Annotated in this window: 7 protein-coding genes; all 7 read left to right on the top strand. The window is 68.2% G+C overall.

The annotated features are described in order from the left end of the window. The first annotated feature begins 1 nt into the window (after position 1). Positions 2-2,281 carry a methylmalonyl-CoA mutase gene (gene scpA, locus BTO20_RS18365; RefSeq protein WP_087077726.1) on the top strand — a complete coding sequence of 760 codons (2,280 nt, stop codon included), beginning with the start codon at positions 2-4 and terminating at the stop codon, positions 2,279-2,281. Beyond that, complete coding sequence (gene meaB, locus BTO20_RS18360; RefSeq protein ID WP_087077725.1) at positions 2,281-3,255, top strand: methylmalonyl Co-A mutase-associated GTPase MeaB; 975 nt, start codon at positions 2,281-2,283, stop codon at positions 3,253-3,255. Before scpA ends, meaB begins: the two co-directional genes overlap by 1 nt. Positions 3,256-3,292: 37 nt before the next feature. After that, positions 3,293-3,622 carry a DUF4333 domain-containing protein gene (locus tag BTO20_RS18355; protein WP_232490762.1) on the top strand — a complete coding sequence of 110 codons (330 nt, stop codon included), beginning with the start codon at positions 3,293-3,295 and terminating at the stop codon, positions 3,620-3,622. A gap of 74 nt (positions 3,623-3,696) precedes the next feature. After that, a complete protein-coding gene (gene lipL, locus BTO20_RS18350) occupies positions 3,697-4,965 on the top strand; it encodes an esterase/beta-lactamase LipL (RefSeq protein ID WP_087077724.1) in 1,269 nt (422 codons plus the stop codon). A gap of 1,079 nt (positions 4,966-6,044) precedes the next feature. Next, on the top strand, positions 6,045-12,317 hold the full coding sequence (pks2, locus tag BTO20_RS18345) for a sulfolipid-1 biosynthesis phthioceranic/hydroxyphthioceranic acid synthase (protein WP_087077723.1): 6,273 nt from the start codon (positions 6,045-6,047) through the stop codon (positions 12,315-12,317). Positions 12,318-12,378: 61 nt separating this feature from the next. Next, the gene (locus tag BTO20_RS18340; RefSeq protein WP_198343975.1) at positions 12,379-13,818 is read left to right on the top strand and encodes a condensation domain-containing protein; all 1,440 of its coding nucleotides are present in this window, start codon (positions 12,379-12,381) and stop codon (positions 13,816-13,818) included. Continuing rightward, positions 13,815-15,161, top strand: a complete 1,347-nt coding sequence (locus BTO20_RS18335) for a hypothetical protein (RefSeq protein ID WP_232490761.1) — start codon at positions 13,815-13,817, stop codon at positions 15,159-15,161. Before BTO20_RS18340 ends, BTO20_RS18335 begins: the two co-directional genes overlap by 4 nt. Positions 15,162-15,166: the final 5 nt, after the last annotated feature.

Here is a 15,166-nt window from a genome sequence, read left to right as displayed (position 1 = left end):
TATGACTCTGAACGATGTTGCCGGCAGCCCGGCCCCGTCCGCCACCCCGATCGGCAGCTTCGCCGAGGTACCGCTGCGCGGCGAGGGCACCGGCGAGCCGGCCACCCCGCAGGCCGTCGAAATCCACGTGGCCGAGGCCGCGGCCGCCCACGGGTACGCCCCCGAGCAGCTGACCTGGGCCACCCCGGAAGGCATCGACGTCAAGCCGGTCTACATCGCCGCCGACCGGGACGCCGTGGTCGAGGCCGGATACCCGCTGGACAGCTTCCCGGGTGCCCCGCCGTTCGTCCGCGGGCCCTATCCGACGATGTACGTCAACCAGCCGTGGACCATCCGCCAGTACGCTGGTTTCTCCACCGCTGCCGAATCGAACGCGTTCTACCGGCGTAACCTCGCGGCCGGTCAGAAGGGCCTGTCGGTGGCCTTCGACCTGGCGACCCACCGCGGCTACGACTCGGACCATCCGCGGGTGCAGGGCGATGTCGGCATGGCCGGCGTGGCCATCGACTCCATCCTCGACATGCGGCAGCTGTTCGACGGCATCGACCTGTCCACCGTGAGCGTGTCGATGACCATGAACGGTGCGGTGCTGCCGATCCTCGCGCTGTACGTGGTGGCCGCCGAGGAGCAGGGTGTGCCGCCGGAGAAGCTCGCCGGGACCATCCAGAACGACATCCTCAAAGAGTTCATGGTCCGCAACACCTACATCTACCCGCCGAAACCGTCGATGCGGATCATCTCCGACATCTTCGGCTACACCAGCGCGAAAATGCCGAAGTTCAACAGCATTTCGATCTCGGGCTATCACATCCAGGAGGCCGGTGCGACCGCCGATCTGGAGTTGGCCTACACCCTGGCCGACGGCGTCGAGTACATCAAGGCCGGCCTGGACGCCGGCCTCGACATCGACAAGTTCGCGCCGCGGTTGAGCTTCTTCTGGGGCATCGGGATGAACTTCTTCATGGAGGTGGCCAAGCTGCGCGCGGGCCGGCTGCTGTGGAGCGAGCTGGTGGCCCAGTTCGGCGCCACGAACGACAAGTCCCTGTCGCTGCGCACGCACTCGCAGACCTCCGGCTGGTCGCTCACCGCGCAGGACGTGTTCAACAACGTCGCCAGAACCTGCATCGAGGCCATGGCCGCCACCCAGGGGCACACCCAGTCGCTGCACACCAACGCGCTCGACGAGGCGCTGGCGCTGCCCACCGACTTCTCGGCCCGCATCGCCCGCAACACCCAGCTGCTGCTGCAGCAGGAGTCGGGCACCACCCGGCCGATCGACCCGTGGGGCGGTTCGTACTACGTCGAGTGGCTGACCCACCAGCTCGCCGAGAAGGCCCGCGCCCACATCAAGGAAGTCGCCGAACACGGCGGCATGGCGCAGGCCATCAGCGACGGCATCCCGAAGCTGCGCATCGAAGAAGCCGCGGCACGGACCCAGGCCCGTATCGACTCCGGTGCCCAGCCCCTGATCGGCGTCAACAAGTACCAGGTCGACGAGGATCAGGAGATCGAGGTCCTCAAGGTCGAGAACTCGCGTGTGCGTGCCGAGCAGATCGCCAAACTCGAGCGGCTGCGCGCCGAGCGTGACGAGGCCGCCACCCAGGCCGCGCTGGCCGAACTTGCCCGCGCCGCAGGCGAAACCGGTGTCACCGGCGAGGACGGGCTGGGCAACAACCTGCTCGCCCTGGCGATCGACGCCGCACGTGCCAAAGCCACCCTCGGTGAGATCTCCGACGCCCTGGAGAAGGTGTACGGCCGGCACCGGGCCGAAATCCGCACCATCGCCGGCGTCTACCGCGACGAGGTCGGAAAGGCCGGGAACGTGAGCACCGCAACGGAATTGGTGGAGAAATTCGCCGAGGCGGACGGACGCCGTCCCCGCATCCTGGTGGCCAAGATGGGTCAGGACGGCCACGACCGCGGGCAGAAGGTGATCGCGACGGCGTTCGCCGACATCGGCTTCGACGTCGACGTGGGCTCGCTGTTCTCGACTCCCGACGAGGTGGCCCGCCAGGCCGCCGACAACGACGTGCACGTCGTCGGGGTGTCGTCGCTGGCCGCCGGGCATCTCACCCTGGTGCCTGCGCTGCGGGATGCGCTGGCCGAGGTGGGTCGACCCGACATCATGATCGTGGTCGGCGGCGTCATCCCGCCCGGCGACTTCGACGAGTTGTACGAGGCCGGCGCGACCGCGATCTTCCCGCCCGGCACGGTGATCGCCGACGCGGCCATCGGCCTGCTGCAGAAGCTGGCTGATCGGCTCGGCTATCAGCTGAACTAGTGGCCGACACGGTTAAGGATCTCGCCGCCGCGATCCGGGATGGTGACCGCGCCGCGCTGGCGCGGGCCATCACCCGGGTCGAATCGACCCGGGCCGATCATCGGGATCAGGCCCAGCAGCTGCTGCTCGAACTCACGCCGTTCGCGGGCACGGCCATGCACGTCGGGATCACCGGGGTGCCCGGTGTCGGCAAGTCGACCACCATCGAAGCCCTCGGCATGCACCTCATCGAGGCCGGCCACCGAGTGGCAGTGCTGGCGGTCGATCCGTCCTCGACGCGCACCGGCGGCTCCATCCTGGGAGACAAGACCCGCATGGCGCGGCTGGCGGTGCACCCGGACGCCTACATCCGGCCGTCGCCGACATCGGGGACACTCGGCGGGGTCGCGAAGGCCACCCGCGAGACCATCGTGCTGCTGGAGGCCGCCGGCTACGACGTCATCCTGGTCGAAACGGTCGGGGTGGGGCAGTCCGAAGTCGCCGTGGCCAACATGGTCGACACGTTCGTGTTCCTCACACTGGCCCGCACGGGAGATCAGCTGCAGGGCATCAAGAAGGGTGTGCTGGAGCTCGCCGACGTCATCGTGGTGAACAAGGCCGACGGGGAACACGCCGTCGAGGCCAAGCAGGCCGCGCGTGAACTCACCGGGGCCATCCGCTTGCTCTATCCACGCGAATCTCTCTGGCGCCCACCAGTTCTCACGATGAGCGCACTGACCGGCGACGGCCTGGCCGAGCTGTGGGACACGGTGCTCAAGCACCGGCAGGTGCTCAGCGACGCGGGGGAGTTCGACAAGCGGCGCCGCGAGCAGCAGGTCGACTGGACCTGGTCGATGGTCCGCGACGCCGTGCTCGACCGGCTGCTGTCCAACCCGAACGTGCGTGGCATCCGGGCGCAGGTGGAGCGCCAGGTACGCGACGGCGAACTGACACCGGCTCTGGCTGCGCAGCAGATACTCGACGCGGCGCAATGATGGCCACCGACAGCAACCGAAGGGCGGTTCGAACCGAATGTCACGTGTGAACTCCACGCTGCGCCTCCTGGTGGCCGGCACCGCGGTCGCCGGCGTGCTGCTCACCGGATGCAGCGGCGGTAGCCAGCCGACTGTGTCGAAGACCGAGCTGCAATCCATGGCCAAGGACAGGCTGGAAGCGGCGGCCAAGAAAAAGGCCAAGTCAGTGACATGCGACGACGGCATCGCGGGCAAAGTGGGCGCCACCCAGCATTGCGTGCTGACCGCTGGCAATGGCACCAAATACGGCGTCACCGCGACCGTCAAAGCGGTCAAGGACGGCAAGGTCAACATCGACTTCAAGGTCGACGACAAGCCGATGGGGTGACGTTCGGGCCGAATGGCGTTAACAGATCGGTAACACGGCAGTAGTTAGCCGGGGTTCCAGGTAAATTCGGAGCTGTGTCGGACAGTGACTGTCGGGGACGCAGCGTCGCGCTCCCGCACGGCGTCCAAGGTGCTGCGGACGCCAATTTCGGCTGCACCCTGCGGGCCTTTTCGCAGCTGTTCCCCGGCCGCCGGTTCGGCGGCGGCGCGCTGGCGGTGTTCCAGGACGGTGAGCCCGTCGTCGACGTCTGGACCGGATTCTCCGACCGTGCGGGCACCGAGTTCTGGACAGCCGACACCGGCGCGATGGTGTTCTCGGCGACCAAGGGGATGGCGTCGACGGTCATCCACCGACTCGTCGACCGCGGCCTGCTCGACTACGACACCCCGGTGTGCGCGTACTGGCCGGAGTTCGGTGAGAACGGCAAGGCCGGTATCACCGTCCGGCAGGTCATGGCGCACCGCGCCGGCCTGTCACAGCTCAACGGGGTGAGCCTGACCGAGCTGTTGAACCCCAGGCTGATGGAGGAGCGCATCGCGGCGTCCCCGGTCAGTGCGGTGCTGTTCGACAAGCCGGCCTACCACGCACTGACCTACGGCTGGCTGCTGTCGGGCTTGGCCCGGGCCGTCACGGGCCAGGGTATGCGCGATCTGATGCGGGCCGAGTTGGCCGAGCCCTTGCGCACCGACGGTCTGCATCTGGGCAGGCCTCCCGTCGGTGCGCCCACGCGTGCGGCGCAGATTCTCGCGCCCCAGCGGCGCTGGCCCAATCACCTTTTCGACTTCGTCGCACCCAAGTTGGCGGGGCTGGCTCGCTCCGGCGCCTTCGGCTCGATGTACGTACCCGGCGTGATGTCACTGATCCGGGGCGAAACCCCATTCCTGGACAGCGAGATACCGGCCGCCAACGGGGTCGCGACAGCGCGCGGGCTGGCCAGGATGTACGGCGCGATCGCCAACGCCGGCCGGTTCGAGGGCGTCGAATTCCTCTCCGCCGAAACGGTCGCCCGTCTCACCGGGCCGTCGGCGCTGCAGCGCGACCGCAATCTGGTCGTGCCGCTGTCGTTCCATCTCGGGTACCACTCTGTGCCGTTCGGGGTCATGCCCGGTTTCGGGCACGTCGGCATGGGCGGGTCGGTGGGATGGGCGGACCCGGCCAGTGGCCTGGCGATCGGATTTGTGCACAACCGGCTGGTCACCCCGATGGTGCTCGACATGACAGCGTTCGTCGCCCTCAACGCGGTCATCCGCAAGGACGTCGCGGCGGCGCGCCGCCGCGGCTACCAGCCGGTGCCCGACTTCGGTTCGGGCCCGTTCGAGCTGTCCAAGCCGGTCGCCGGCTGACCTGCATCCGCGGGGGCCGCTGTCCGGCGTTGTGACGATTTTGGTGGCCGGTGTAACGCGACACACCGCCCAGTGATCTATCTCACGTTTGGGTTTACCGCGCCTCGGGCCGGCGTGGCATGAGCGAAGCCTCCCCGGCGGGGGCGGATTTGCCCTCTGGGTTAATTGCGCATGACGGCCGCTGGATCCGGCATAGGGCCGGGCGGGTGCCATGGCGAACGCCGACGGTGTCCACCTCGCCCCGGCAGCCGCGCGGAGATGAGGTTGTCACAGGTCATTGCATGCGCAACGACGGATACAAGACTTGTCGACTGCACAGTCAGCTATCAATTAGGCAGGCATATTAAATGCGTGTTCAGCATGTGTTGCATATTTGCTCCACTGTGGAATTCGAAGTTTGCGAATGAGTGAACAGCAAACTCTCTGTCACTTTCCTTAGAATCAGCTGAGTATTGCTTAGCAATAGCGATTCGGATGCCGAGGAGTCGCGCCGTTGACAGCACGGAGCCCATCAATTACGCGTGCGCGCGCACTCGCGAGGTGCTGATGCACGGCCCGTCGAACGACGTCACCTCTGGGCGCAGATTCGTAAAACTATTGTGGTGCAGCGTATTCCATTACGCGCGACAAGGGGTCGGCGATGACTTCCCGACACTCGTGCCGAACGTAACCGACCGACGTGCGGGTGCGGCAGAGGGCGCCGTGGAGGAATGTCAGCATTTTTGCGATCCATTGTTTCCAACATTGCCCACAGGCGAAGCGCTACGCTACGCACTCGGATTGGCAACATTCCGAATGGATGCGGGATCAGGTAGCGTGCGTCGACGTTGACGCATCGAGCACTATTTTTTGGCACTTCTTAGTTCGTTCGTCGCCGGTATCGAGAGAGGTGACCGTGTGGCTGGAAACCCCAGTTGCCGGTTCGCCCCGATCGGACGTGTTCGCCCGACGAACTCGTCGGCCGGACGCCGGGCGGCGAGGTCCGGGCGGGAGCGCGAGGCGTCTTCGCCCTTCGGTGTCGCAGCACTGGCGCTCGTCCCGAATTGTCTGCGTAGACGTCTTGAAAGAGGTTGAAATTGGTGGTTGAGGCACCAGTCACTGCGGTAGCTGTCATCGGAATGGCCTGCCGTCTGCCTGGCGGTATCGATTCCCCAGAACAGATGTGGCAGGCCCTGCTACGCGGCGACGACCTTGTCACCACCGTACCGACGGATCGTTGGGACGCCGAGGAGTATTACGACCCCGAACCCGGTGTGCCCGGGCGGTCGGTGTCCAAGTGGGGCGCATTCCTCGACGACGTCGCCGGATTCGATGCCGACTTCTTCGGCATCAGCGACCGCGAGGCCACGGCCATCGACCCGCAGCACCGGTTGCTTCTGGAAACCGCGTGGGAAGCCGTCGAGCACGCCGGTATCGACCCCGCGACCCTCGCCGGATCGCTGACCGGCGTATTCATGGGCCTGACCCACGGCGACTACCAGCTCCTCGCGGCCGACGCCCACTCCATCGAGGGGCCGTACGGCTTCACCGGCAACAACTTCAGCCTCGCCTCCGGCCGCATCGCCTACCACCTCGGCGCGCACGGCCCGGCCTACTCGGTCGACTCGGCCTGCTCGTCGGGCCTGCTCGCGGTGCACAACGCGTGCCGCAGCCTGCACGATGGCGAGAGCGACCTGGCGTTGGCCGGTGGCGTGTGCATCGTGCTCGAGCCGCGAAAACTGGCCTCGGGTTCGGCGCAGGGCATGTTGTCGCCGACCGGCCGCTGCCATGCCTTCGACGTGGCAGCCGACGGTTTCGTGTCCGGCGAAGCGTCCGCGGTGCTGCTGCTCAAGCGACTGGCCGACGCCGAACGCGACGGCGACCGCATCCTGGCCGTCGTCCGCGGCACCGCGGCCAATCAGGACGGCCACACCGTCAACATCGCAACGCCGTCGCGCGACGCACAGGTCGCGGTCTACCGTTCGGCGCTGTCGGTGGCCGGTGTCGACCCGGCCACCGTCGGGCTCGTGGAGGCTCACGGCACCGGCACTCCGGTCGGCGATCCGATCGAATATTCAAGCCTGGCAACGGTTTACGGAACGTCGGCGGCGTGCGCGCTTGGTTCGTCGAAAACCAACTTCGGCCACAGCCAGTCGGCGTCCGGCGCGGTCGGTCTCATCAAGGCCGTGCTGGCCCTACAGCACGCCACGGTGCCACCCAATCTGCATTTCACCCAGCTGCCCGATCAGATGGCCTGCATCGAGACCGGGCTGTTCGTGCCGCAGGCCACGGTCGCCTGGCCCGGCTCCGACGCTTACCCGCGTCGTGCCGCGGTGTCCTCCTACGGGTTGTCCGGGACCAACGTGCACGCCGTGCTCGAGCAGGCGCCCAATGCCACCGCCACCGAACGCCGCGACCCGAAGCCGAGCGGTTCGTCGTTGTTCGCACTGTCGGCGACGTCGGCCGATGAGCTGCGGCGGACCTCGGGGCGCCTGGCCGAGTGGCTGACCGACCGCCCCGACGTCGACGTGACCGATCTGGCCTACACCCTGGCCCGCCGCCGGGCACACCGGTCGGTGCGCACCGCGGTGCTCGCCGAGGACGGAGCCGGCCTCATCGCCGGACTGCGGGAGATCGCCGACGGCGAGATGCCCTATGAGGCCGCGGTCGCGCAGGGCGATCGCGGACCGGTGTGGGTGTTCTCGGGCCAGGGCTCGCAATGGGCTGGGATGGGTGCGGGACTTCTGACATCCGAGCCCGCATTCGCCGCAGCCGTCGCCGAGCTCGAACCCCTGATCGCGCGGGAGTCCGGGTTCTCCGTGACCGAGGCCATGACGGCAGCAGACGTGGTGACCGGAATCGACCGGGTCCAGCCCACGGTGTTCGCGGTCCAGGTCGGCTTGGCGGCGACGTTGCGGGCCCGCGGCGTCGAGCCGGGCGCGGTCGTCGGACACTCGATGGGTGAGGTCGCCGCGGCGGTCGTGTCCGGGGTGTTGTCGCTCGACGACGGTGTCAAGGTCATCTGCCGACGCTCGCGGTTGATGTCGACCATCGCCGGTGCGGGTGCGATGGCATCGGTCGAGTTGCCGGCCCAGCAGGTGCTTTCGGAGCTGGCCGCCCGCGGTGTCAACGACGTGGTTCTGGCCGTGGTGGCATCGCCCAAGTCGACCGTGGTCGGCGGTGCGAAGGAGTCGATCCGTGCGTTGGTAGCCGAGTGGGAGAGCCGCGACATCATGGCCCGCGAGGTGGCCGTCGACGTCGCGTCCCACACGCCGCAGGTCGACCCGATCCTCGACCAGCTCGCCGACGAACTCGACGATCTCGACCCCGCCGAACCGACCATCCCGTACTACTCGGCCACCCTGTACGACCCACGGGACCTTGCCGACTGGGACGCCGACTACTGGGTGGACAACCTGCGGCACACGGTGCGCTTCGCCGCCGCGGTACAGGCCGCCCTCGAGGACGGCTTCCGGGTGTTCACCGAACTTGCGCCGCATCCGCTGCTGACCCACGCCGTGGATCAGACCGCCCGTGCGCTCGACATCCCACACGTCGCCCTGGCGAGCCTGCGCCGCGACCAGGTACTGCCCAACGGCCTGCTGCCGGTGGTGGCCGACGTGCATGCCGCGGGTGCGCGTGTCGACTTCTCGGTGCTCTACCCCCAGGGCCTGCTGGTCGACGCGCCTTTGCCCACCTGGAACCGGCGGCAGTTGATCCTCACCCGTGACCCCAATGAGCTCGCCCCCGGCGGAGCCGTGCTGGCAGTGCATCCGCTGCTCGGTGCCCACGTGCGACTCGCGGAGGAACCCGAACGCCACGTCTGGCAGGCCGATGTCGGCACCGCAACGCAGCCATGGCTGGGCGATCACCAGGTGCACAACATCGCCGCACTTCCGGGTGCCGCGTACTGCGAGATGGCGCTGGCCGCCGGACGCGCCGTGCTCGGCGACGACGCCGAGGTGAACGACATCACGTTCGACCAGATGCTGCTGCTCGAGGAGCAGACGCTGGTGTCGGCGGCCGCCACCGTGACCGGGCCCGGCGCCGCCGGCTTCGCGGTGGACACCCTGCAGGAGGGTGAGCAGGTGCGTCGCAGCGGCGCCCGTCTGCTGCTCGACGACAGCGCGGCGACTGCGCCGTCCTACGACGTCGACGCGCTGTTCGTCGCCCACCCGCAGCGGATCGAGGGCGCCGAGATGCGCGCCGGTTACAGCGACCGCGGCATCCAGTACGGCCCCGCGTTCTCCGGTCTGGTCGCGGCGTATGTCGGTGCGCCGCACGGCGATACAGTGCTCGCCGAAGTGGCGCTGCCGGGTTCGATCCGGTCACAGCAGGGCGTGTACGGCATCCACCCCGCGCTGCTGGATGCCTGCTTTCAGGCCGTCGGTGCGCATCCGCAGCTGCGCGACGACCGCACCGGTGCGCTGATGCTGCCGCTCGGTGTACGCCGGCTGCGGGCCCATGGGTCGACCCGCAATGTGCGCTATTGCCTCGCCCGGATCACCGAGACCACCCCGACGGGCGTGTCGGTCGACATCGATCTGTTCGACGAGCAGGGTGCCGTGCTGCTTGCGATCGCCGGGCTGCAGCTCGGCACCGGCGTATCGGCGAGTGGGCAGCGTGAGCGCACGCTCAACGAACGTCTGTTGGCCGTCGAATGGCGCGGTCAGGAGCTGCCGGAAGAGGATTTCAGCGATCCGGGACGCTGGCTGCTGATCAGCATGTCCGACGCGGCCGATCTGATGGCGACCAAGCTGGCCGATGCGCTCAAGACCCACGACGTCGAGGTCACCACCATGGCGTGGCCGCAGCACTCCGATCACGCAGCCCGCGCCGAGCGGCTGCGCGAACACCTCGCGGCCCGGCCGTTCAGCGACGTGCTCGTGGTGACCGCGCCGCGCAGCGGCGCCACGGATGAACAGTCCGGCATCCGCGGCGGCGACACCGTGCGCCACCTGGTGCACATCGCACGCGAGCTGCCCGAGGTGCACGGGGAACCGCCGCGACTGCACGTGCTGACCCGCAATGCCCAGACGGTGCTGGCCGAGGACACGGTCAACCTGGAAGAGGCGGGGCTGCGCGGCCTGATCCGGGTGATCGGCATGGAGCATCCGCGGTTGCAGGCCAGCCAGATCGATGTCGACGACTACACCGACGCCGCCCGGGTGGTGGCGCAACTGGTGTCCGGCTCCGACGAGGACGAGACCGCCTGGCGCGGCGGCAATTGGTATGTGGCACGGCTGGTTCCGGGTCCGCTGCGGCCCGAGGAACGCCGCAGCGCCGTGATCAACCCCGCCCGCGAGGGCATGCGGCTGCAGATCCGCACACCTGGTGACATCCAGTCGCTGGAGCTGGCCGCGTTCGAGCGGTTGGCGCCGGGGCCCGGACAGATCGAGGTGTCGGTCACCGCGTCCAACCTGAACTTCGCCGACGTGCTCGTGGCTTTCGGCCGGTATCCCAGCTTCGAGGGCCGGCTGCCGAAGCTGGGCGCCGACTTCTCAGGTGTGGTCACTGCGGTGGGTGCGGGTGTCGTCAGCCATCAGGTCGGGGACCGCGTGGGCGGGATCTCGGCAGACGGGGCGTGGTCGACGTTCGTCACCTGCGACGCCAATCTCGCTGTCACGCTGCCGCCGAGCGTGCCGATGAACCGCGCGGCCGCCGTCCCCAGTGCGCACGCGACCGCGTGGTACAGCCTGCATGACCTGGCGAGGATGTCGGCCGGCGACAAGGTGCTCATCCACTCCGCGACGGGTGGGGTAGGGCTGGCGGCCATCGCCATGGCGCGTGCGGTCGGTGCCGAGATCTACGCCACCGCAGGCAGTGAATCACGGCGGGACCTGTTGCGCGACATGGGCATCGAGCATGTCTACGATTCGCGCAGCATCGACTTCGCCGAGCAGATCCGCCGCGATACCGACGGCTACGGCGTGGACATCGTGCTCAACTCGCTCACCGGCGCGGCCCAGCGGGCCGGTCTGGAACTGCTGTCCTTCGGCGGCCGGTTCATCGAGATCGGCAAGCGCGACATCTACGGCGACACCCGGATGGGGCTGTTCCCGTTCCGCCGCAACCTGTCGTTCTACGCCGTCGACCTGGCCCTGCTGGCGCTGACCGAGCCCGATACCGTGCGCCGGTTGCTCGAGGTCTGCTACCAGCGCATCGCCGACGGCACACTGCCGTTGCCGCAGACCACGCACTACCCGTTGCAGGACGGCGCCACCGCCATCCGCGTGATGGGTGCGGCCGAGCACACCGGCAAGCTGGTGCTCGACATCCCGCACGGAGGTCAGATCTCGGCCGTGGTGCCGCCGGAAGAGGCTCCGGTGTTCCAGCGGGACGGCGCCTACGTGATCACGGGAGGCCTCGGCGGTCTCGGGTTGTTCCTCGCCGAGACACTGGCGGCCGCGGGCTGCGGTCGGATCGTGCTCAACGGCCGGTCCGCGCCGACACCCGGAGCGCAGGCCGTGATCGAACGGATCCGCGGGGCCGGCACCGAGGTCGCCGTCGAACTCGGCGACATCGCCGAACCGGCCACCGCCGTTCGCCTCGTGGAGGCGGCGTGCGCCACCGGCTTGCCATTGCGCGGTGTGCTGCACGGCGCCGCGGTCGTCGACGATGCCGTGCTCGCCAACATCACCGACGAACTCGTCGAAAGAGACTGGGCGCCCAAGGTTTACGGTGCCTGGAACCTGCATCAGGCCACCCGCAAGCAATCGCTGGACTGGTTCTGCTCGTTCTCCTCGGCCGCAGCGCTGGTCGGCTCGCCCGGGCAAGGCGCGTACGCCGCGGCCAACAGCTGGCTGGACGCGTTCACGCACTGGCGACGCAGCCAGGGGCTGCCCGCACTGGCGATCGCGTGGGGACCGTGGTCGCAGATCGGTCGCGGCACGGGCCTGGCCGAGGACTCGGGAGCCGCGATCTCACCCGAGGAAGGCGCCCACGCGTTCTCCACGCTGCTACGCCACGACCGCGCCTACAGCGGTTACGCGCCGGTGGTCGGAACACCGTGGCTCGCCGCCTTCGCGCAGAACAGCCGCTTCGCCGAGGCGTTCCGGTCCGCGGGCGGCAACCGGGGCGGCGGCAGCGCTTTCCTCACCGAGCTACACGCACTGCCCCGGGGCGAATGGCAGGCCCGGATGCGCCGCATGATCGCCGAGCAGATCGGCCTGATCCTGCGTCGCGCGGTCGATCCCGACCGCCCGCTGGCCGAGTACGGTCTCGATTCGCTTGGCACCCTTGAGGTGCGCACCCGGATCGAGGCGGAAACCGGAATTCGAATCGGGGCAACGGATATCAGCACGGTCCGGGTTCTCGCCGAGCGTCTCTGCGACGCCCTGGCCCCTGAGTCGCCCGTAGCGGTTCCGTCGTGATGGCAGCTGCCGCAGGATCACGCATACCGTCCAGCGCTGTCGTCGAGACAGGAGATGTCCAGTGGTTGCGATGAAGCCGATCCACGACTGGGCCGGTGAACCCGGCGAGCTGGTGTCGTGGCACCCGTCGCGGGCCTCGGTGGCCAAGGTTCGGGAGGCGCCGGTCAGCGACGTGCCGGTGAGCTACCAGCAGGAACAACATCTGCTGGCATACCGCAAGCATCGGTCGCACGGTACCGACATGGCCCGGCTCAACGTCCCGGCGTGGGACATCCCCGGCCGCTGCGACGTCCGTGCGATGACGCACGTGATCAACGCGTACCTGCGCCGCCACGACACGTTCCACAGCTGGTTCGAGTACACCGACGACGATCGCATCGTCCGCCACAAGGTGGACAACCCGCGCGACATCAAGTTCGTGCCGACCCAGCACGGTGAGATGTCGGCGCACCAGTGGCGCGACCACGTCCTGGCCACCCCCGATCCGTGGCAGTGGGACTGCTTCCACTTCGGAATCATCCAGCGCCCTGCACATTTCACGATCTACATCAGCGTCGACCACGTCCACACCGATGCCATGTTCATGGGTTTGGCCTTCGTCGAGATCCACATGATGTACCACGCGCTGGTGCACGGGGCGGCACCGCTGCAGCTGCCGGAGGCAGGCAGCTACGACCGGTACTGCGTACAACAGCGGGAGTTCACCGCCGGGCTCGACGGGGATTCACCGGAGATCCGCGACTGGATGAGCTTCCTGGAGGCCAATGACGGGACGCTGCCACGCTTTCCGTTACCCCTGGGAGATCCGTCGTTGCCGTACACCGGGGACGTCGTCACCGTGGAGTTGCTCGACAAGGAGCAGGGCGACCGGTTCGAGTCGGCCTGCATGGCGGCGGGCGCACGATTCAGCGGTGGGGTCTTTGCCTGCGGGGCGCTGGCCCAGTACGCGCTGACCGGTGCCGAGACCTACAGCGTCATCACACCGACGACCACTCGGCGCACCGAGGCCGAGTTCATGACGACGGGCTGGTTCACCGGGCTGGTGCCGATCACGGTGCCGGTGTCGACGGCGTCGTTCGCGGCGACGGCCCGGGCCGCACAGCTGTCGTTCGACGGCGGGATGGATCTGGCGCATGTTCCGTTCGAGCGGGTGCTCGAATTGGCCGATCCGCAGAGCGGCATCCGCCCTCCCGATCCGGGCGTACCGATGCTGTCGTATCTGGATGCCGGTCTGCTCTCACCCGGGGTGATCGGTGAGTGGCAGCGCCTCGGCGGCACCATCTACAGCGATTCCCGGTCGGCCTACCAGGTCGGCATGTGGGTCAACCGGGTCGAAGACCGGACCACGGTGACCGCTGCGTTCCCGAGCAATCCGATCGCCAGGGAATCGGTGCTGCGCTACCTCGACGCGATGAAAGCGGCCTACCTGCGGGTGATCGAGGGCCACGACGCGGTGCGGCCGTTCACCGATGTCGACGACTTCGACCTGAAAACCGCATGAGCATGGGCGATCACCGGCTCGAGTTCACCGACCAGGCGATGTTCCTGGGCCTTCGCGCCACCGGCCAGGAGGCCGTCGTGCAGTGCGTGTGGATCTACGAACGACCGGTCGACTACGACGGCCTTCGACGGTTCCACGAGGCGATCGGATATGGGTTGTGCGGCAGGCGGATCGAGCGCTCGCCGGTGCCTTTCGGCCGACACCATTGGGTCTCCGCACTGGGTCCCCAGGCGCGCCTGGACATCGCCGAACCACGGGACCGCGCGGATTTGGGCCGATGGGTGGACGAGCGTTCGTCGATGCCTCTGGATCCCGAGCACGGCCCGGGCTGGCACATGGGCGTGCTGCCGATGCGCGACGGCTCGACCGCGATCAGCCTGGTGGGCTCGCACTGCCTGGGTGACGGCGGCGCGGGCATCCTCACCGTGTTGGATGCGGTGTACGGCAACAAGACCGACTTCGGCCATCCACTGCCAGGGTCGCGTACCCGTTGGCGGGCGATCGGGGCGGATCTGCTGGACACGCTGCGGGGGACGCCTGAGCTGGCCCGTACCCTGCGGGCCGCGGTCAAGCTCGCCCGCAGTCGGCGTGACGACATCGCCCGGTCGAGTGCAGCGCGGCCCCGAGTGGTCTCGGGGGCAGATGAACGCGTGTACATGCCTGCGGTCACCGTGTACCTCAGCCATGAGGATTGGAACCTTCGCGCGAAAACCCTTGGTGGCAACAGCTATTCGCTGGTCGCAGGATTCGCGGCGAAGCTCGCGGAGTCGATGGGGCGGGTGCGTGCCACCGACGGTTTGGTGACGCTCAACATCCCGCAGAATGATCGCACCCTTGATCGGGACTCCCGCGCCAACGCGGTTCGGCTGGTCAATGTCGCAATCGACCCGACTGTGGTGACCACCGATCTCACCGAAGCCCGCGCCGCGATCAAACAGGGCATCGCCACCGCGCGCGATGCGCCCGACGAGACCCTGGTGCTGCTGCCGCTGACCCCGTTCATCCCGAAGCGGGCGGTGCGCAAAATGGCCGACGTGGTGTTCGGTTTCGCCGCCGACCTGCCCGTGTCCTGCTCCAACATGGGCGACGTCCCGTCCGCGCTGGCGATGGCCGACGGCACCGAGGCCGACTACGTCTACTTCCGCGGGGTCGACCGGTACGCCACCCGCCAGGCCATCGAGCAACGCTGCGGCCTGCTCACCGTGGTCGCCTGTGGGGTGGGCGGCACCATCTCGCTGAGCATCGTCGGTTACCAACCGGGCGCGGAGAACTCCACGCCGTGGCTGCACAGCCTGGTCGGCGAAACCCTCGCGGGGTTCGAACTCACCGGCAAGATCGAGTAGGGCGT

The sequence above is a fragment of the Mycobacterium dioxanotrophicus genome (genome assembly GCF_002157835.1).
Lineage (GTDB): Bacteria > Actinomycetota > Actinomycetes > Mycobacteriales > Mycobacteriaceae > Mycobacterium > Mycobacterium dioxanotrophicus.
Note: the sequence above shows the minus strand (reverse complement) of the source record. Positions and strands in the feature narration are given on the sequence as shown.

Excerpts from the sequence above, each read along its gene's own strand:
- scpA (WP_087077726.1), top strand. The coding sequence starts at position 2 with ATGACTCTGAACGATGTTGCCGGCAGCCCGGCCCCGTCCGCCACCCCG.
- BTO20_RS18355 (WP_232490762.1), top strand. The coding sequence starts at position 3,293 with ATGTCACGTGTGAACTCCACGCTGCGCCTCCTGGTGGCCGGCACCGCG.
- BTO20_RS18335 (WP_232490761.1), top strand. The coding sequence starts at position 13,815 with ATGAGCATGGGCGATCACCGGCTCGAGTTCACCGACCAGGCGATGTTC.